Here is a 19,788-nt window from a genome sequence, read left to right as displayed (position 1 = left end):
TCAGAGGCTCAAGCGCATCGACAGATCCACTGCCTTCACATCCTTGGTCATTGCGCCGATCGAGATGTAGTCCACCCCTGTCTCGGCAATCGGGCGCAACGTGCTTTCGTTGATCCCGCCGCTGGCTTCCAGTTTCGCCTTGCCGCCATTGAGACGTACGGCTTCACGCATGTCGTCCAGGCTCAACTCGTCGAGCATGATGATGTCGGCGTTGGCCGCCAGCGCTTCTTTCAATTCCGCCAGGCTTTCGACTTCGATTTCCACCGGTTTGCCCGGAGCGATCTTGTGGGCGGCAGCGATGGCCTGGGCGATCCCGCCGCAGGCGGCGATGTGGTTTTCCTTGATCAGGAAGGCATCGTACAGGCCGATGCGGTGGTTGTGGCAGCCACCGCAGGTGACCGCGTACTTCTGGGCCAGACGCAGCCCGGGCAGGGTCTTGCGAGTGTCCAGAAGCTTGACCTGGGTACCGGTGACAAAGTCGGCCAGGTAACGAGCCCGCGTGGCAACGCCGGAAAGCATTTGCAGGAAGTTCAGCGCGCTGCGTTCGCCGGTCAGCAGCGAGCGGGCCGGACCTTCCAGGTGGAACAGCGCTTGATCGGGTTTGACCCGTTCGCCGTCGGCTACTTGCCAATGCACCGCGACACGCGGGTCCAGTTGCCGGAATACGGCATCGACCCAGGCCGTGCCACTGATGACTGCCGCGTCGCGGGTGATGATGGTGGCCTTGGCCAGGCGTTCAGCGGGGATCAGTTGCGCAGTGATGTCGCCGCTGCCGATGTCTTCAAGCAACGCACGGCGCACGTTGGCTTCGATTTCGGCGGTCAGATCGGCGAGGCGTAGATTCGGCATAACGGGCTCCACAAACAAAGTGGCCTGATTATAGGGTGTCGAAACCTGCATTTGGTCGCGTCCTCGCAACATTTCCTCATTTCCCCGGTCACTTATTGCGCCGTATTTCGAGATGGATCACAGAGTGTGCTGGTGCGACGGGGTTCTTTTACCTGATAATCCGCCTTTCGATTGACGTCATGACTTTGACGTTGCGAACCGAAGAAAGCCGCTTCAGGAGGCCAGGATGCACAACGACGGGAATGTAGTGCCTTTGCACAAGGTCGCTACCGATCAGGCGAATCCCTCGCCGCTCGCCCGCCTGCCTGTGATTCTGCTTCAGGTTCGCGACAAGGCCGCCCAGCAGTTGCGCCTGGGTTTGCAAGGGCTGTTCGATAACGCCGACGACACCTTGTTTGAAATGGCCGACCGGGCGCGCGACGACGTCGAGCAGAACCTGTACTTCGAGGCCATGCGGGACCTGCGCCTGAAGCGCAAAAGCATTGAACGTGAGTTTATCGAGCAGTTTTTCGAGACCTTCGTCAACCTCGCCCAATACGACCAGACCCACGCCAGCCTGGCGCCGAACCTGGCGCCAGACAGCCACATCCAGCGGTCCCAGGACGAGCTGGAGCGACAACTGGCGGTCGAGGCGATGGTCACTCGGGTGCTTCGGCGCGATGGCGTGTCGCTGGAACAACTGACGGCCCGGCTCGGCGTGCTGTTGGCCCGCCCGCTGGCCAATCAGCACAATCCCCTGAGTCCGGCGCTGCTGTGCGAGAAGTTCCTGCAGGCCGGGCGCAACCTGGGTGTGGAAATCAAGGTCAAGCTGATCCTGCTCAAGCTGTTCGAGCGTTATGTGCTCAGCGATTGCGACCAACTCTATACTGAGGCCAACCAGTTGCTGGCCGCCACAGGCATCCTGCCAGAGCTCAAGGTCACGTTGGCGCGCCGGGCGTCGGATCGCCCTGAGGAAACTCCCCGGCCGAACTCGGAGATCGCTGCCAAACCCGGCGATGACGAGGTCGATGACAGCGTGCAGGAAGTGTTCGCCGCCTTGCAGAAACTGTTGATGCAGGTGCGGGGCACTGTGGCGCCGACCCTGGAGCCCAGCGTGCCGCCCCAGCCGATTTCTACCCGTGACCTGCTGCGGCTGCTCTCTCATTTGCAGCAATACGTGCCGGCGCCTACTGTTCACGACGAGTTCGATTTGCGTAGCCAGCTCGAACAACTGTTGACCCGGGTCAGCGTGCGCAGTGGCAAGTCTCGCGTGGTCGAAGGCGCCGATGAAGATGTGATCAACCTGATCTCGATGATGTTCGAGTTCATCCTCGACGATCACAACCTGCCGGACTCCTTCAAGGCCCTGATCGGCCGCCTGCAAATCCCGATGCTCAAGGTCGCGGTGCAGGACAAGAGTTTCTTCAGCCGTGGCAATCATCCGGCCCGGCGACTGCTGAACGAAATCGCGGCCGCGGCCATGGGCTGGGGCGATTGCGACGATCATCAGCGCGACAGCCTCTACCTGCGCATCGAGCAGGTGGTGCAGCGCTTATTGAATGATTTTGTCGATGACCCGGCGATTTTCTCCGAGCTGCTGGCCGACTTTCTGGCCTTCACCAGTGATGAGCGGCGCCGCAGTGAGCTGCTCGAACAGCGTATCCGCGATGCCGAAGAGGGCCGGGCCAAGGCCGAGCTGGCGCGCCATCGCGTCGAAGGGGCGCTGAACCAGGTGATGTTGGGCAAAGTCTTGCCGCAAGCCGTGGTGGAGTTCGTGCAACACGCCTGGAGCCAAGTGTTGCTGCTGACGTGCTTCAAGCATGGCAAGTATTCCGCCGAGTGGCAGGCCGACGTCTTGACCCTGGAGCAATTGATCTGGAGCGTCCAGCCTCACGACGAACCCGATGCCGGCCTGCGTTTGCTGGCAATGGTGCCCGAACTGCTCAAGGCCTTGCGTGAAGGCTTGAGTCGCTCGGCGTTCGATCCGTTCGCCACCAGCGATTTTTTCAGTGAGCTGGAAGTCCTGCATGTGCAGGCGCTCGAGCGCATGGGCCAAGCGACGGAACAGGCCCAGTCGTTCACTTCACCGGTCATGGTCGAGGTGCGGGAAAAAATCGTCTTGCGTCCCCCTCAAAAAACGACGGGGGAGAGCGTGGCGGTGCATTTGCCGGCGGATGATGTGGGCCTGCTGCAGGTCGACCAGTTGCACCTGGGGAGCTGGGTCGAGTTCCAGGAGGACGATGACAATACCCTGCGCTGCAAGTTGGCGGCGATCATCGAGGCCACCGGCAAGTATGTTTTCGTCAATCGCACCGGCCTCAAGGTGCTGGAGCATAGTCGCACCAGCCTGGCCCTGGAATTTCGCCGGGGAGCGGCGCGGCTGTTGGACGACACCCTGTTGTTCGACCGTGCGCTGGAGTCGGTGCTGGGCAATCTGCGCCAGCTCAATCGCGGCAAGTGATCGCGCAGCCCGGCCCGATCACGGCATACTGACGGCATTCACCGTCGTCATCGAAGGAACCTGTATGCAGTTGGACTCCGCGAGCGGTTGGTGCGAGGGGGTGCGTCATTGTCCATCGCCCAACTTCAATGCGCGCCCGGAAGGCGAAATCTCCCTGCTGGTGATCCACAACATCAGCCTGCCACCGGCACAATTCGCCACGGGCAAGGTGCAGGAGTTCTTCCAGAATCGTCTGGATGTCACGGAACACCCCTACTTTGTCGGTATCGCTGACCTGCGCGTTTCTGCGCATTTTCTGATCGAGCGTGACGGCGCCGTGACCCAGTTTGTCTCTTGTCTGGATCGCGCGTGGCATGCGGGTGTCTCGTGCTTCGAGGGGCGTGAGACCTGTAATGATTTTTCCCTGGGCATCGAGCTCGAGGGCACGGATGATCTGCCGTTTACCGACGCGCAATATGCCGCGTTGGTGGACCTGACCCGGCAGTTGCAAGCGGCGTTCAGGGCGATCACAGTGCAGCGTATCTGCGGGCACAGCGACATCGCACCGGGGCGCAAGACCGATCCGGGACCGGCATTCGACTGGGTGCGCTATCGCGCGGCCCTGACAGAAGGGGAAGGACAATGAGTTTTCTGGTGTTGCTGCTGGCCGTCTGGATCGAGAAGTTCTCGGCCTTGCGCCAGCGGGTCCAGCGCGACGGCGGTTGGCTGCACGAGCTGAACAAGCTCGAGGCGAGCCCACGTTGGATCAACCGACCCTGGCTGGTGCTGACGATTTTGGTCCTGCTGCCTGTGGCGCTGCTGGCGTTGCTGCTGTGGGTGCTGGAACCGGTGGCCTACGGTCTGTTGGCGCTGCCGGTGCATTTGCTGGTGGTGATTTACAGCCTGGGACGCGGCGATCTGCTGGCCGGCCTCGGGCCGTTTCGCGACGCGTGGCGTCGAGAAGACCTGCAAGCGGCGGCCCACGTGGCCAAGCGCGACCTGGACATTGAAGCCGATGATGGCGAGCAGTTGCTGGAGCGGGTCCAGGGGCATTTGTTGTGGCAGGCCTACCAGAGCTTTTTCGCGGTGATTTTCTGGTACTTCCTGTTGGGCCCGGTCGCGGCCCTGAGTTATCGACTGCTGGCGCTGGCCGCCGAGCACAGCCAGAACCCCGGCGTGGCCGAGCGGGCCGCGCAAATGCGCCATGCTTTCGATTGGGTACCGGTGCGGTTGCTGGCGGCGAGCTTCGCCCTGGTGGGCAATTTCGTCGCGGTGAGCCGGGTCATGCTGCATGAGCTATTGAACTGGAACATCAGCGCCGCCGCTCTCATCGACAAAGTCGGCCTGGTGGCCGGCGAGATCCCCAGGCCCGTCGCCGGACCGGACGGCATCAACAGCCTGGACCGCCTCTGGGAGTTGCTGCTGCGTGCGGCGGTGCTCTGGTATGCCGGGTTTGCGTTGTGGACGGTGTTGGCCTGATCAATGTAGGCCTAGGAGCTTTTGTGGCGAGAGCTTGCTTGCGCTCGGTTCTGTAGGAGCTGGCGAAGCCTGCGATCTTTTGATCTTTTGATCTTTTGATCTTTCGCTTGAGATTCAAGTGTTTTTGGAAAGATCGCAGCCTCGTTGCACTCGACAGCTCCTACACAGCTCCACAGTTCCTACACCGTTAACCTTAAGTTACAAATCTCTCCGCCGATTTAGGCTATACAGGAGCAGCGCCCGAATAGTGGCTTTCTGCTCTCTCCGTGCGCGAGCCCATAACAATAAGAACACTACCGGGAGGCTTCCTAGTGAAGAGTTTGCTCTGGCCCGCCGTCGCGCTGATGAACCGCCTGAGCTTCGGCATGAAGTTCAGCCTGATCAGCGTGCTGTTCCTGTTGCCCATGCTGGTGACCAACTTCTTTCTGGTGCGCGATTCCTATCGGGAATTCCAGGGCACGCAAGTGGAGCTGCAAAGCCTCGACCTGCTGGGCAGCAGCCTGATCCTGCGCCGGGACCTGGAAACCCTCAATAACCTGGTGCAGATCAATGCCAGCCTGGGCCAGTCCGGCAAGGCCGGTGATGTGGAGGCGAAGATCGGCAGCCTGGAGCAACAGGTCCTCGCGCGGCTGCAAGGCATGGTCGCCATGGCCGTCGAACCTGAGCAGATCAGTGCCTTCGATGCCAAGCGCGACGAGATGATCGGTGCTTTCAAGGCCCAGCAGGCCGAAAGATCCCTGCAGAGCAAAAGTGCACTGATTGGCAAGTTGCTCAACAGCGCCCAGATGTTCAGCCAGATCATCGCCAGCCAGGCGGGGCTGAGCCGCGACAACCAGAGCGATATCCGCCAGCTCAGTGAGCTGATCATCGGCACGACCCCCAAGGTCACCCAGATCCTCGGCGAAGGCCGGGCGCTGGGCGCGTCCTCGTTGGGGCTGGGGTTTCTCAATTCGGCGTCGAGCACCCGTTTCGACGAGTTGCTGGGGCAGATCGAAAAGCTCCAGGGCGAGTACGACTTGAAACTGCAGGACGCCCTCGGCTCCAGCCAGGCTGCCGGACAAACCCTGGCCGCCCAGGCCGACGGCAGCAAGAGCACGCTCAAGAAAGCCTCGGAGCTGATCGAGGAGCAGGTGGTGATGGCTGATACCCTCGATGCGCCGTGGCCGGCATTCTTTGAGCAGGTCAGTGGCTTGATGGAGCAGACCTATCGGCTGAACGAGGCGACCCAGACTTTTCTCGGCGTGCAGTTGCAGCAGCGTCTGGAGCAGAATCGCAGCCACATGGTGCTGCAAGCCGTGGCGTTGGTGCTGGTGTTCCTGTTGATTTTTTACCTGTACGCGGGTTTCTACGCGTCGACCCGCACCACCCTCCAGCACCTGGGCCAGATGATGGACAAGGTGGCAGCGGGGGACATGACGGTCAATTTTGTCGCCCGCAGCAAGGATGAGCTGGGTGAATTGGGCGAAGTGTTCAACGGCACGGTGGCGAAGATCCATGACCTGATCGAGCAGGTCGGCCGCACCGTTGCTGAAGTCGAACGCCAGGCCGGGCAGGTGGAAACGGTATCGGCCCGCAGCAACCAGGCCGTCGCTGGGCAGCGCAGCCAGATCGAGTTGGTGGCCACGGCGATGAACCAGATGTCGGCCACGGCCCAGGAGGTTGCCCGCAGTGCCGCCGCCGCCGTGAGCAGTGCCCACAGCGTGAACGACGAAACCCTCAGCGGGCGCGGGCTGGTGGAATCCCAGCAGGGCAGCATCGCCCGCCTGGCCAGCGAGATCGATCAGTCAGTGCAGGTGATCAATCAACTGGCGACCGACAGCCAGGCCATCAGTCGCGTGCTGGATGTGATCAAGAGCATCGCCGAGCAGACCAACCTGCTGGCCCTCAATGCCGCCATCGAGGCGGCCCGGGCCGGTGAGCAGGGGCGCGGCTTTGCGGTGGTGGCCGATGAAGTGCGGACCCTGGCCAAGCGGACCCAGCAATCGACCGAAGAAATCGAAGCGATGATCAGCCGCTTGCACGGCGGTGTCGGCGCCGCGGTCAAGGCGATGGGCACCAGTCATGAGATGGCCAGCGGCACGGTCGGTCAATCGGAAAAGGTCCAGCAGGCCTTGGAAAACATTCTTGGCGCGGTGGGCATGATCGTCGACCAAAACCAACAGATTGCCGCAGCGGTAGAGCAGCAGACGGCCGTGGCCCATGACATCGACCAGAACATCGTCGAGATCAACCGCGCCGGCGAACGCACCGCCGAAGGTGCCCACCAGACCGAAGACGCCAGCCGCGAACTGTCCGCCCAGGTGGTGGTGCTCAAGCAGTTGATCAATGCGTTTCGGGTGTAGTTCCTAGGCCCACCACAGATCCAATGTGGGAGCGGGCTTGCTCGCGATAGCGGTGCATCAGTCGCCAAATAGGTTGCCTGACACTCCGCTTTCGCGAGCAAGCCCGCTCCCACAGGTTTTTTACCAGTTGAACAATGTTCGGGCGTTGCTGGTACTGGCCTCGGCCAATCGTTCTGGGCTGATATCCATGATCCCGGCCAACGTCTCACAAATCGCAGGCAAATGTGCCGGCGTATTACGTTGGCCGGGGAACATCGCCGGGGCCATGTCCGGGGAGTCGGTTTCCAGCACCACCGCGTCCAGCGGCAATTTCGCCAGCACACGGTGCATGCGCAAGGCCTGGGGCCAGGTCGCGGCACCGCCCAGGCCGAGCTTGAAGCCGAGCTTGATGTACTCGCGGGCCTCTTCAAAACTGCCGGCGAAGGCGTGGATGATCCCTGCGCGTTTGGGCCCCGTGCGCTTGAGGGTCGCGATCACGTCGGCATGGCTGCGGCGCACGTGGATCAGTGCTGGCAGTTCGAACTCCACCGCCAGTTGCAGTTGTGCGTCGAACAGCCTCTGCTGACGTTCGCGGTCCAGGGTCGGGATGTAGTAATCCAGGCCGATTTCCCCCACGGCACACAATTGCCGGTGCCCGGCCAGGCGGCTCAGCCACTCGCGCAGTAGCGCCACGTCGTCGGGGCGATGCTGGTCGAGATACACCGGGTGCAGGCCCAGCGCGGCATGCAGGTCCGGGTCGCTTTGCACCAGGTCCCAGACCCGCTGCCAGTTGTCCCGGTACACACCCAGCACCACCATTTGCCGCACGCCCAAGGCGCGGCTTTCGGCCAGCAGTGCCGGGCGGTCCGCGTCGAAGTCCGGGAAATCCAGGTGGGTGTGGGTATCGATCAACTCCATGCATCAATCCTGAAGAAGCTTCAGCCCTGGTGAATACGCTGCTTGAACGTCCGCGCGATGGCCTGCACGCCTGGCTGGTAGTCATCGTTTTCGATGGCCGCCAGGGCCAGTTCCAAGGCTTTTTCGGCGATCAGTTGGTGCTGTTGGGACATGGCATTGACCGGTAGCGGCAGGAAATCCAGCAACTGCGTGTCACCAAACGTGCCCAGGCGCAACGGCCGCGACTTGAGCGGGAAATCGTGGAGGGCGTCGAACACCCCTTGCAGCAGCACATAGGACGTGGTGATCAGCGCATCGGGCAGATGCCCCAGGCGTGCGAGCATTTCATCCATCAACTGGCGGCCGCATTCACGGCTGAACGACTCGCCATGCTCGATCAGCACCTGGCCCTCGAACCCGGCCAGTGCTTCGCGAAAACCTGCGGTGCGTTCCTGGCTGATGCTCAACTCGGGACGAGCGCTGATCAGCGCGATTTGCCGAGGGTGGGTTTGCAGCAGGCTACGCGTCAGTTGCAGGCTGGCCTGGCGGTCGTCGCTGATCACCGAGCAGAACCGCGCAGGGTCCATGACCCGGTCGATGGCGATGATCGGAATGCCCTTGGCCTGCAGTTGCTGGTAACTGTCGTCGCCGGTCGGCAGGCAACTGGCGACGATCAGCGCATCGCAGCGGCGGGCACGGAACAACTGCAACAGTTGCCGTTCGCTGTCGGGGGCGTCGTCGGAACTGGCGATCAGCAACTGGTAGCCTCGGGCCCGTGCGCCTTGTTCCAGCAACTTGGCGATGCGTGCGTAACTGGGGTTTTCCAGGTCTGGCAGGATGAAGCCCAGGGTGCGGGTGTGTCGGCTGCGCAGCCCGGCGGCCTGGGGATTGGGCGTGAAGCCGTGTTCCTGGACCACCGCCCGCACCCGTTCGACGGTGGCGCTGCTGATGCGTTGTTGTTCGGCCTTGCCGTTGATGACGTAACTGGCGGTGGTCACGGACACACCGGCCAGTTGGGCAATATCACTGAGTTTCAACCCGGTTTTCCTTGTTTTTTCGAGTTAGCCCCGACGATAAGGGCCATCCTACCCGATTCAAGCTGACGGTCACCGTCCAAACGCTTACGACAAGTTGCACTTCAAGGATGAGAGATTATCGAGTAACGTGCCAATCTTTCTAGATTAAACGTTTCAGCAAGCGTATTTTCAAGGCTAGCAGGATTTTTGGCCCTTCTGCCGTGATCACGCCAAAAATCATCCTGCAACGCTAAGCTGATTCATTCAAAACAATACCTGGCGCCAACCGGACGCCAAAAAGGAGAAAGCATGCTCGAGCTCACTCTAGAGCAGATATCCATGGCTCAGACGGCTGTGGATAAAGACGCTGCACTGCAACTGCTCGCCGACAAACTGGTGGCCGATGGCTTGGTGGCTGAGGGGTACCTCGCCGGCTTGCAGGCTCGTGAAGCCCAGGGCTCGACCTTTCTTGGCCAAGGTATTGCCATTCCCCACGGCACCCCGCAGACCCGCGACCTGGTTTATTCAACCGGTGTGCGCCTGCTGCAATTCCCGGAGGGCGTGGACTGGGGCGATGGTCAGATCGTCTACCTGGCGATCGGTATCGCGGCCAAGTCCGATGAACACCTGCGCCTGCTGCAACTGCTGACCCGCGCCCTCGGCGAGACTGACCTGGGCCAGGCCCTGCGCCGTGCCAGTTCCGCCGAAGCCTTGCTGAAGCTGCTGCAAGGCGCGCCGCAGGAACTGGCCCTGGATGCCCAGATGATCGGTCTGGGTGTGTCGGCGGACGATTTTGAAGAGCTGGTATGGCGTGGCGCCCGCTTGCTGCGCCAGGCCGATTGCGTGAGCAATGGCTTTGCCGGGGTGTTGCAGCAAGTCGATGCGCTGCCCCTGGGCGATGGCTTGTGGTGGCTGCACAGTGAACAGACCGTCAAGCGTCCGGGCCTGGCGTTCGTCACGCCGGACAAGCCCATCCGTTACCTGGGTCAACCGTTGAGCGGTCTGTTCTGCCTCGCCAGCCTCGGCGAGGCTCACCAGGCTTTGCTGGAAAGGCTCTGCGCCTTGCTGATCGAAGGCCGAGGCCACGAACTGGGTCGCGCCACCAGCAGCCGCAAGGTGCTGGAAGTGCTCGGCGGCGAACTGCCCGCCGATTGGCCCAGCGCGCGCATCGGCCTGGCCAATGCCCATGGCCTGCATGCACGCCCGGCGAAAATCCTCGCTCAGTTGGCGAAAAGCTTCGAAGGCGAGATCCGCGTGCGCATCGTCGACGGCCAGGACAGCGCGGTGTCGGCCAAGAGCCTGAGCAAGCTGTTGAGCCTGGGCGCCCGTCGCGGCCAGGTCCTGGAATTCATCGCCGAGCCGAGCATTGCCGCCGATGCGTTGCCGGCACTGCTGGCGGCCATCGAAGAAGGCCTTGGCGAAGACGTCGAACCGCTGCCGCCGCCGAGTGCACCGCGGGAAACGGTAATTGCCGAAGTGGCGACTGTCGTGCTGGCGCCCGAATCCGGCAGCCTGATCCAGGCCGTCGCCGCCGCCCCGGGCATCGCCATCGGCCCGGCCCACATCCAAGTGCTGCAGGCCATTGACTACCCGTTGCGCGGTGAGTCGGCGGCCATCGAGCGCGAGCGCCTGCAAAACGCCTTGAACCAGGTGCGCCGCGATATCCAAGGCCTGATCGAACGCGCCAAGGCCAAGGCCATCCGCGAGATCTTCATCACCCACCAGGAGATGCTCGACGACCCGGAGCTGAGCGACGAAGTCGACACCCGCTTGAAGCTGGGCGAGAGTGCGCAAGCGGCATGGATGGGGGTGGTTGAAGCTGCCGCGAAAGAACAGGAAGCCTTGCAGGACGCCTTGCTGGCCGAACGTGCCGCCGATCTGCGCGACGTCGGCCGTCGTGTGCTGGCGCAACTGTGTGGCGTCGAAACCCCGAACGAACCCGATCAACCCTACATCCTGGTGATGGACGAAGTCGGCCCGTCCGATGTGGCCCGCCTGGACCCGACGCGGGTGGCGGGGATTCTCACCGCCCGTGGCGGCGCCACCGCCCACAGCGCCATCGTTGCCCGGGCCTTGGGCATTCCAGCGCTGGTGGGCGCCGGTACGGCGGTGTTGCTGCTGGCGCCGGGCACGTCCTTGTTGCTGGATGGCCAGCGCGGTCGCCTGCACGTGGACCCTGACGCCGCCACCTTGCAACGGGCTGCCGAGGAACGCGACACCCGCGAGCAGCGCCTCAAGGTCGCTGCCCAGCAGCGCCACGAACCGGCGCAGACCCGTGAGGGTCATGCCGTGGAAGTGTTTGCCAACATCGGCGAAAGCGCCGGTGTCGCCAGTGCGGTGGAGCAGGGCGCCGAGGGCATCGGCCTGTTGCGCACCGAATTGATTTTCATGGCCCACAACGAGGCCCCGGACGAAGCGACCCAGGAAGCCGAATACCGCAAGGTGCTCGACGGCCTGGCCGGTCGACCGCTGGTGGTGCGCACCCTCGATGTGGGCGGCGACAAGCCGCTGCCGTACTGGCCGATCGCGAAAGAAGAAAACCCGTTCCTGGGCGTGCGTGGCATTCGCCTGACCTTGCAGCGTCCGCAGGTCATGGAAGCGCAACTGCGTGCCCTGTTGCGCTCGGCGGACAACCGCCCATTGCGGATCATGTTCCCGATGGTGGGCAGCGTCGATGAATGGCGCCAGGCCCGGGACATGACCGAACGCCTGCGCCAGGAAATTCCCGTGGCGGACCTGCAACTGGGGATCATGATCGAAGTGCCGTCCGCCGCGTTGCTGGCGCCGGTGCTCGCCAAGGAAGTCGACTTCTTCAGCGTCGGCACCAACGACCTGACGCAATACACCCTGGCGATCGACCGTGGTCACCCGACCCTTTCGGCCCAGGCCGATGGCTTGCACCCGGCGGTGCTGCAACTGATCGACATCACCGTGCGCGCCGCCCATGCCCATGGCAAATGGGTCGGCGTGTGCGGCGAACTGGCGGCCGACCCGCTGGCGGTGCCGGTGCTGGTGGGCCTGGGCGTGGACGAACTGAGCGTCTCGGCCCGCAGCATTGCCGAGGTCAAGGCGCGGGTCCGCGAATTGAGCCTGGCGCAAGTACAAACCTTGGCCCAAGAGGCCTTGGCCGTGGGCAGCGCCGATGACGTGCGCGCATTAGTGGAGGCGCTGTAATGGCGAAGATTCTTACCCTGACCCTCAACCCGGCGCTCGACCTCACGGTAGAGTTGGCGCGCCTGGAGCCGGGCCAGGTCAACCGCAGCGACGCCATGCACGCCCACGCCGCCGGCAAGGGCGTGAACGTGGCCCAAGTGTTGGCCGATCTCGGCCATACGCTGACGGTCAGTGGTTTTCTGGGCGAAGACAATGCCCAGGTGTTTGAGACGCTGTTTGCCCAGCGTGGTTTTGTCGACGCCTTTATCCGTGTTCCCGGCGAAACCCGCAGCAATATCAAACTGGCCGAGCAGGATGGGCGCATCACTGACCTCAACGGCCCGGGCCCGGTGGTTGATGAAGCCGCTCAGCAGGCCTTGCTGGCGCGCCTTGAGCAAATCGCCCCCGGTCACGACGTGGTCGTGGTGGCGGGTAGCTTGCCTCGGGGCGTCAGCCCGCAGTGGTTGCAGGCCTTGATCATGCGCTTGAAAACCCTCGGCCTGAACGTGGCCCTGGACACCAGTGGCGAAGCCTTGCGCGTCGCCCTGGCGGCGGGGCCGTGGCTGATCAAGCCGAACACCGAGGAGTTGGCCGACGCGCTGGGTTGCGAGGTGGTGAGCGAATTGGCCCAGGCGCAAGCGGCGCAGCGCCTGCATGCCCAGGGCGTCGAACATGTGGTGATTTCCCACGGTGCCGATGGCGTGAACTGGTTCAGTGTCGGTACGGCGCTGCATGCTTCGCCACCCAAGGTCAGCGTCGCCAGCACCGTGGGTGCCGGGGATTCGCTGCTGGCGGGCATGCTGCACGGCTTGCTCAGCGCCGACACCCCGGAGCAGACGCTGCGCACCGCCACGGCCATCGCCGCCATGGCGGTCACGCAGATCGGTTTTGGCATCCACGACACCGCGTTGCTGGCGTCGCTTGAACAGGGCGTGCGCGTGCGCCCCCTGACAGAACAATAAGAGGGTTCGCAAGAATGAAACTAGCCATTGTGACGGCCTGCCCCAACGGCATGGTTACCAGTGTGTTGTGTGCCCGCCTGCTGGACGCCGCGGCGCAGCGCCAGGGTTGGAGCACCAGTGTCGAAGTCCATGACGCGGCCCATCCGGAACGCCAGTTGTCGGCGGCGACCCTCGAAGCAGCCGAGTGGGTCTTGCTGGTTGCCAGCGGCCCGGTGGACCTGTCGCGTTTCGTCGGCAAACGCCTGTTCCGCAGCACCCCGGCCCTGGCCCTCCAGGATGTTGATGCGGTGCTGCGCCGCGGCGCCGAAGAGGCCGAGGTTCTTCTTGCCTCGGATGTCGTGGAGCAAGTGCCGGCGGTGTCGACCGAGCGTGCGCCGCGCCTGGTTGCCATCACCGCATGCCCGACGGGCGTTGCCCATACCTTCATGGCCGCCGAGGCATTGCAGCAGGCGGCGAAGAAGCTCGGCTACGACCTGCAAGTGGAAACCCAGGGGTCGGTCGGTGCGCGCAATCCGTTGAGCGCCGAGGCCATCGCCGAGGCGGACGTGGTGCTGCTGGCGACCGACATCGAAGTCGCCACCGAGCGTTTTGCCGGCAAGAAGATCTACCGCTGCAGCACGGGCATCGCCTTGAAACAGGCCGAAGCGACGCTGAACAAAGCGCTGGTCGAAGGTCGCCAGGAAAGCGCCTCGAGCGCTGCCGGCGCTGCGGCCAAGTCGGAGAAGACCGGCGTCTACAAGCACCTGCTGACGGGCGTGTCGTTCATGCTGCCGATGGTGGTGGCCGGTGGTCTGTTGATCGCCTTGTCGTTTGTATTCGGCATCACCGCCTTCAAGGAGCCCGGCACGTTGGCGGCCGCGCTGATGCAGATCGGCGGCGACACCGCGTTCAAATTGATGGTGCCGCTGCTGGCCGGCTACATCGCCTATTCCATCGCCGACCGTCCGGGCCTGGCGCCGGGGATGATCGGCGGGATGCTGGCGAGCACCCTGGGCGCCGGCTTCATTGGCGGGATCATCGCCGGTTTCCTGGCCGGTTACGTGGCCAAGGCGATCAACCGCTACGCACGCCTGCCCCAGAGCCTGGAAGCACTCAAGCCGATCTTGATCATCCCGCTGCTGGCGAGCCTGATCACCGGCCTGGTGATGATCTACATCGTCGGCAAACCGGTGGCAGGCATGCTCGAAGGCCTGACCCATTTCCTCGACAGCATGGGTACCACCAACGCGATCCTGCTGGGCGTGCTGCTGGGGGCGATGATGTGCGTCGATCTCGGTGGGCCGATCAACAAGGCCGCCTACGCCTTTTCGGTGGGGCTGCTGGCTTCCCAGAGTTATGCACCGATGGCCGCGACCATGGCCGCCGGCATGGTGCCGCCCATTGGCCTGGGCATCGCCACTTTCATCGCCCGGCGCAAATTCGCCCAGACCGAACGCGAGGCCGGTAAAGCTGCGTTGGTGCTGGGGCTGTGCTTCATCTCCGAAGGCGCGATTCCGTTCGCCGCCAAGGACCCGCTGCGGGTGATCCCGGCCAGCATCGCCGGCGGCGCGCTGACCGGTGCGCTGTCGATGTACTTCGGCTGCAAGCTCATGGCCCCCCACGGTGGTCTGTTCGTGATGCTGATCCCCAACGCCATCAACCATGCGCTGTTGTACCTGCTGGCGATCGTAGCGGGGAGCCTGCTGACGGGGGTGGCGTATGCGCTGCTCAAGCGGCCTGAGGTGGTGGAGATGGCGTTGGAGCCGGCCAAGGCCTGAGATCACACTGCTTTGCCTACTGTGGGTGTTCATGAGTTCCTGTCACACCCACTTCACAGAGCCATGCTTAAGTTTTCCCATTTCAAGGGAGAACACCATGAGCGAATTCGACCTGGGCCGCCGTCGTGTGATGCAAGCCGTGGGGGCGGGGTTGTTGTTGCCGGGGCTGGCGCCGGCGGTGATGGCTTCGGTCAAGGATCGGCCGGTGCTCACCGACGGTGTGCAGTCCGGCGACTTGCAGGGCGACCGGGCGATGATCTGGAGCCGCAGCGACCGTCCGGCGCGGATGGTGGTGGAGTGGGACACCCGCAGCAAGTTCAGCAATCCGCGTCGCTTCGTCTCGCCCATGGTCGATTCGCGCAGCGATTTCACCGCCCGGGTCGAACTCACCGGCCTGCCGCCCGACCAGGCAATTTTCTACCGGGTGCATTTCGAAGACGCCCAGAGCGGTGCTGCCAGCGAACCCTGGTTGGGCCACCTGCGCAGCGTGCCGCAGTTCAAGCGCGACATCCGTTTTGTCTGGAGCGGCGACACCGTCGGCCAGGGCTTCGGCATCAACCCGGACATCGGCGGCATGCGCATCTACGAAGCCATGCGCCTGCGCCTGCCGGACTTTTTTATCCACAGCGGCGACACCATCTACGCCGACGGCCCGGTGCCGGCGCAAATCACCGCCGAGGGTGGACGCGTCTGGCGCAACCTCACCACCGAAGCCAAGAGCAAGGTCGCCGAGACTCTGGATGAGTATCGCGGCAACTATCGCTACAACCTGATGGACGAAAACGTACGTCGCTTCAACGCCGAAGTGCCGCAGATCTGGCAGTGGGACGACCATGAGGTGGTCAACAACTGGTCGCCGGGCAAGCAACTGGACGAGCGCTACCAGACCCAGGATATCCACAGCCTCGTGGGGCGCGCGCGACAGGCCTGGCTGGAATACGCGCCGATGCGCCGGCAGAAGGCCGATGGCGGCGGACGCATCTACCGCAAGCTCGGTTACGGGCCGCTGCTGGATGTGTTCGTGCTGGACATGCGCAGCTACCGTGAAGCCAACGACGCCAACCTTGGCGCGGCCAAACCGTTCCTGGGGCGTGAACAGTTGAATTGGCTCAAGCGCGAATTGAAGCAGTCCCGTGCCCAATGGAAAGTCATTGCCGCCGACATGCCCATCGGCCTCGGTGTGCCGGATGGCGAGGTCAGCCCCGGTGTGCCGCGCTGGGAAGCGGTGGCCAACGGTGATCCGGGCGCAGCCCAGGGCCGTGAAGTGGAGATCGCCGAACTGCTCGGCTACCTGCGCAAGCATCAGGTGCGCAACTACGTCTGGCTCACCGCCGATGTCCACTATTGCGCCGCCCATCACTACCACCCCGAACACGCCGCGTTCCAGGATTTCGAACCGTTCTGGGAGTTCGTCGCCGGGCCGCTCAATGCGGGCAGCTTCGGGCCCAACGCCTTGGACAAGACCTTTGGGCCCGAAGTGGTGTTCCAAAAAGCCCCCCCGGCCCAGAACACCTCGCCGTTCGCCGGGTATCAGTTCTTTGGCGAAGTGAACATCGACGGGCCGAGCGGGGAGATGAGCGTGGTGCTGCGGGACCTGGAAGGTGTGGCGGTGTTCGAGAAGAAGTTGCAGCCGGTTTGACTGTCAGTCGTGCCAGGAACCTCTGTGGGAGAAGCCTCTGTGGGAGCAAAGCTTGCTCGCGATAACGGTACATCTGTCAATAAATGGCTGGCTGACAGTCCGCTATCGCGAGCAAGCTTTGCTCCCACAGGGGTACTAAAGATGGGCGTTTGTCAGTAGACATCCCGCCGATACCGACCCTGCTCGATCAGCCGCTCCACTTCCTCGCGCCCCAGCACGTTGTTGAGCACGTGATCCACCCCGGATGCCATGCCCTGCAAGCTGCCGCAGACATAGATCACCGCGCCGTCGGCCAGCCATTGCTTGAGCAGCGCGGCTGATTCCAGCAGGCGGTCCTGGACGTAGACTTTCTGCTTCTGATCCCGGGAGAAGGCCAGGTCCAGGCGTTCCAGGTCGCCCGAGGTCACCCATTCCTGCAATTCATCGCGGCAGTGGAAATCGTGTTCGCGGTTGCGCTCGCCAAACAGCAGCCAGTTGCGCTGCATGCCCTCGGTGACGCGCGCCTTGAGCAGGCTGCGCAGGCCGGCCAGACCGGTGCCGTTGCCCAGCAGGATCATCGGCACGCCTTGGGCCGGCAGATGGAAGCTGCTGTTGCGGCGCAGCCGCAGGCTGATGGCGCTGCCCAACGGTGCGTGCTCGGTCAGCCAGCCCGAACCGACGCCGAGGCTGCCGTCGGCGTGACGTTCCTGGCGCACGATCAGTTCCAGCACACCGTCGGCCGGGATCGAGGCGATGGAGTACTCGCGTATCGACAGCGGCGCCAGGGCATCCACCAGTGCCTGGGCATGCAGGCCGACCAGGTGGGCACGGTTTTCCGGGAGTTGGCGGGTCGCCAGGGCCTGGTCGAGGCTCTGGGACAGGCCATCGACCTGTACGCGCGCGTGGCCGGAGAGGCCGAGCCCGTCGAGCAAATGTTCGATGGCCAACAGGTCATTGCGCGGCAGGATTTCCACCAGGTCACCGGCCAGCCAACTGCTCGGGCCAGGGGCGGTGAGGCCCAGCAGGTACACGCCCGAGCTGCTGCTGTCGGGGTTGAGCAGGGTGCGTTGGCTCAGCGTCCAGTTCTCGAAGCTTGGCGCTTGCCAGGCATCCAATGGCGCCTGGCCGGTCAGTTCGGCCAATTGCTGTTGCCAGTGACGCAGGGCGTAAGGGTCGCCGCTGTCCACTTCCACTGGCGCGAACAGGGTCTTGCCGCCGTGTTCCGCCAGCCAGGCGTGCAGGCGCCGGGCGAAGCCGCAGAAGTGTTCATATTGCCGGTCGCCCAGGCCCAGCACCGAATACTGCAGGCGCTCCAGGCTCAAGGCCTGGCCCAGCACCTTGCGTTCGAAACCGCGGGCGCTGTCCGGTCCTTCGCCGTCGCCAAAGGTGCTGACGACAAACAGCGCGTGGGTAGCGTTGTTCAGGTCCTGCTCACGAACGCTGGCCAGTGGCTGGACGTTCACGGGCAAGCCAGCGGCCTGAAGTTGGCCGGCGGTCTGCCAGGCCAGTCGCTCGGCGAAACCGCTTTGGCTGGCGAAGCCGATCAGCCAGGCCGGCGCATTGCCCGGGTTGGCGCTCAGGGCCTGGCGGGCGTTTCTGGCCTGGCGCTTCTTGCGGCGACGGTCCAGGTACAGCAACCAGCCGGTGATGAAGAACAGCGGCATGGTCAGTGCGGCGACGGTCATCAGGATCCGCCCGACCAGGCCGAAGTAACTGCCGACATGCAGGGCATAGACACTGGTCAGCAACTGCGCCTTGAGGCTCTTGTCGCTGTAGCGGCTGTGTCGGCTGACAACGCCGGTGGCCGGGTCGAGGGTGAGCTGGTTCAGCGCCCGGTCGTGGGGCGAGTTTTTCAGCAGGTAGAACACGGTCGCCGGTTGTCCGGCCACGGGCGGCATGCGCACGTTATAGGCCGACAGTCCGGGGCCGGCAGCGCTGTAGATGCTGCTCCACATGGCCCGGTAATCGGCCACGGGAAGTGGGCCGCTTGGCACCGGGCCGCGATTGCGCACCCGTTCCTCTTTCGGTGAATCGGAGAGCAGGCGGGTCACGCCTTTGTTGTACCACTCGTAGGACCAGGTCAGCCCGGTCAGGGCCGCCAACAGATAGAACACCAGGCACCAGGTGCCCGCCACCGAGTGCAGGTCCCAATTGAAGCTGCGGCCTTTTTTCCCCCAGTCGAGGGTCAGCCAGGCGCGCCAGCTTTTCCATTGGCGCGGCCAACGCAGGTACAGCCCGGACAGGCAGAAAAACACCAGGATCAGTGTGCAGGCACCGGTGATTTGCCGACCGACATCATCCAGGGTCAGGACGCGGTGCAACCTGAGTATCAGGCCGAAGAAGTCCTGGCCCGTCACATCGCCCATGAACTGTGCGTTGTAAGGGTTGAAATAGCGCACGGCGCCACGTTTTTCCCCAGCAGGCGCCGCAAAGATCACCCGCGCAGCGTTACCGCTGTCGGTCTCGACCCAGAGCATGGCGACAGTCTTGCCGGCGGCGGCTTCGATCTGCTCTACCAGCTCGGCGGGCGGCAGGACGCCGGCCGGCTGCTTCTCGACCATCAGCACTTGCGGATTCAAGGCCCGCAGGATTTCATCCTGGAACGACACCACAGCCCCGGTAACGCCCATCAACGCCAGGACCAGTCCGGCACTGATGCCGAAAAACCAGTGCAACTGGAACAGGGTTTTCTTCAACACGTCGCTCGCCTTGTTCATTTACTGTTCATCACGGCGTGCATTATGCCGTGTGTTATCGAGAAGCATTCATAAACACACGCAAAAGCCTCGATCATTTGCATGAGCGGGGCTTGTTGCCGCTGTGACCAAGCCGCTAGCGCCCTGGCCCGCGTCCGTAGGAACTGTGTAGAAACCGTAGGAACCGCAGGAGCTGTAGGAGCTGTAGGAGCCGTAGGAGCTGTCGAGTGCAACGAGGCTGCGATCTTGTCCCAGACAATTGAGTAGAAAGCGAAATCGAAATCGAAAGCGAAAGATCAAGATCAAAAGATCGCAGACTTCGCCTGCTCCTACAGAGCCCAGCGCTCGCCGCGTCGGCACGGTGTTGATGTTGTATGCGAATTTTCGCTGGTTCACGGCTCAACTCGATACGGCACCCACCTGTCGCCTAGTTGATTGTCATCGTGGATGGACGAGTATCGGGTGCGCATCGAACAGTTGGAAAATCAGTTGAATAGTTGCTCTATGGGGCGGTTATTTATTGCTCGGTCAGGGGTGTTTATTGTTGTTGTCCTGCTTTGGTATTGTTCTCTAATATTTGAATTTTTTTTGCTTTTGACTGGGTTTGTCCTGATGGATTAG

General features: G+C 63.1%; 12 protein-coding genes and 2 pseudogenes. 10 read left to right on the top strand and 4 right to left on the bottom strand.

Annotation, left to right across the window (positions count from 1 at the left end; all coding sequences use genetic code 11):
* Positions 1 to 849 (bottom strand): carboxylating nicotinate-nucleotide diphosphorylase, encoded by an 849-nt coding sequence (gene nadC / locus AC09SL_RS19610; RefSeq protein WP_058543957.1) that lies wholly within the window; start codon positions 847 to 849, stop codon positions 1 to 3.
* Positions 850 to 1,075: 226 nt separating this feature from the next.
* Here nadC and AC09SL_RS19605 point away from each other — a divergent pair, with 226 nt between their 5' ends.
* From AC09SL_RS19605 to AC09SL_RS19585, 5 genes and pseudogenes are all read left to right on the top strand, one after another.
* On the top strand, positions 1,076 to 3,289 hold the full coding sequence (locus tag AC09SL_RS19605; RefSeq protein ID WP_058543956.1) for a DUF1631 domain-containing protein: 2,214 nt from the start codon (positions 1,076 to 1,078) through the stop codon (positions 3,287 to 3,289).
* A gap of 64 nt (positions 3,290 to 3,353) precedes the next feature.
* Complete coding sequence (gene ampD, locus AC09SL_RS19600; RefSeq protein WP_058543955.1) at positions 3,354 to 3,914, top strand: 1,6-anhydro-N-acetylmuramyl-L-alanine amidase AmpD; 561 nt, start codon at positions 3,354 to 3,356, stop codon at positions 3,912 to 3,914.
* The gene (ampE, locus tag AC09SL_RS19595; RefSeq protein ID WP_058543954.1) at positions 3,911 to 4,747 is read left to right on the top strand and encodes a regulatory signaling modulator protein AmpE; all 837 of its coding nucleotides are present in this window, start codon (positions 3,911 to 3,913) and stop codon (positions 4,745 to 4,747) included. The genes ampD and ampE overlap by 4 nt, the downstream gene beginning before the upstream one ends.
* 344 nt (positions 4,748 to 5,091) lie before the next feature.
* Positions 5,092 to 6,183: pseudogene (locus AC09SL_RS19590) on the top strand (methyl-accepting chemotaxis protein); the annotation flags it as partial.
* A gap of 333 nt (positions 6,184 to 6,516) precedes the next feature.
* Positions 6,517 to 7,089 (top strand): annotated as a pseudogene (locus AC09SL_RS19585) (methyl-accepting chemotaxis protein); the annotation flags it as partial.
* A 120-nt stretch (positions 7,090 to 7,209) separates the two neighbouring features.
* On the opposite strand, the gene AC09SL_RS19580 reads toward AC09SL_RS19585, so the two are convergent.
* Positions 7,210 to 7,986, bottom strand: coding sequence for a TatD family hydrolase (locus AC09SL_RS19580; RefSeq protein ID WP_058543952.1), 777 nt, complete (start codon positions 7,984 to 7,986; stop codon positions 7,210 to 7,212).
* A 20-nt stretch (positions 7,987 to 8,006) separates the two neighbouring features.
* The gene (gene cra, locus AC09SL_RS19575) at positions 8,007 to 9,002 is read right to left on the bottom strand and encodes a catabolite repressor/activator (RefSeq protein WP_058543951.1); all 996 of its coding nucleotides are present in this window, start codon (positions 9,000 to 9,002) and stop codon (positions 8,007 to 8,009) included.
* Positions 9,003 to 9,290: 288 nt separating this feature from the next.
* On the opposite strand from cra, the gene ptsP reads away from it, so the two are divergent.
* The 4 genes from ptsP (at position 9,291) to AC09SL_RS19555 (ending at position 16,492) form a co-directional block, all read left to right on the top strand.
* A complete protein-coding gene (ptsP, locus tag AC09SL_RS19570) occupies positions 9,291 to 12,155 on the top strand; it encodes a phosphoenolpyruvate--protein phosphotransferase (protein WP_064107095.1) in 2,865 nt (954 codons plus the stop codon).
* Positions 12,155 to 13,096: a 1-phosphofructokinase gene (gene pfkB / locus AC09SL_RS19565; protein ID WP_058542938.1), complete on the top strand. Its 942-nt coding sequence runs from the start codon at positions 12,155 to 12,157 to the stop codon at positions 13,094 to 13,096. Before ptsP ends, pfkB begins: the two co-directional genes overlap by 1 nt.
* A gap of 14 nt (positions 13,097 to 13,110) precedes the next feature.
* A complete protein-coding gene (locus AC09SL_RS19560) occupies positions 13,111 to 14,853 on the top strand; it encodes a PTS fructose-like transporter subunit IIB (RefSeq protein ID WP_058542937.1) in 1,743 nt (580 codons plus the stop codon).
* Between the two features lie 97 nt (positions 14,854 to 14,950).
* The gene (locus AC09SL_RS19555; protein ID WP_058542936.1) at positions 14,951 to 16,492 is read left to right on the top strand and encodes an alkaline phosphatase D family protein; all 1,542 of its coding nucleotides are present in this window, start codon (positions 14,951 to 14,953) and stop codon (positions 16,490 to 16,492) included.
* 152 nt (positions 16,493 to 16,644) lie between these two features.
* On the opposite strand, the gene AC09SL_RS19550 is transcribed toward AC09SL_RS19555, so the two are convergent.
* Positions 16,645 to 19,170, bottom strand: a complete 2,526-nt coding sequence (locus AC09SL_RS19550) for a PepSY domain-containing protein (RefSeq protein WP_193034298.1) — start codon at positions 19,168 to 19,170, stop codon at positions 16,645 to 16,647.
* Between the two features lie 444 nt (positions 19,171 to 19,614).
* Here AC09SL_RS19550 and AC09SL_RS19545 point away from each other — a divergent pair, with 444 nt between their 5' ends.
* Positions 19,615 to 19,788 (top strand): hypothetical protein, encoded by a 174-nt coding sequence (locus AC09SL_RS19545; protein ID WP_116643180.1) that lies wholly within the window; start codon positions 19,615 to 19,617, stop codon positions 19,786 to 19,788.

Source organism: Pseudomonas sp. PF05 (genome assembly GCF_056521845.1).
Note: the sequence above shows the minus strand (reverse complement) of the source record. Positions and strands in the feature narration are given on the sequence as shown.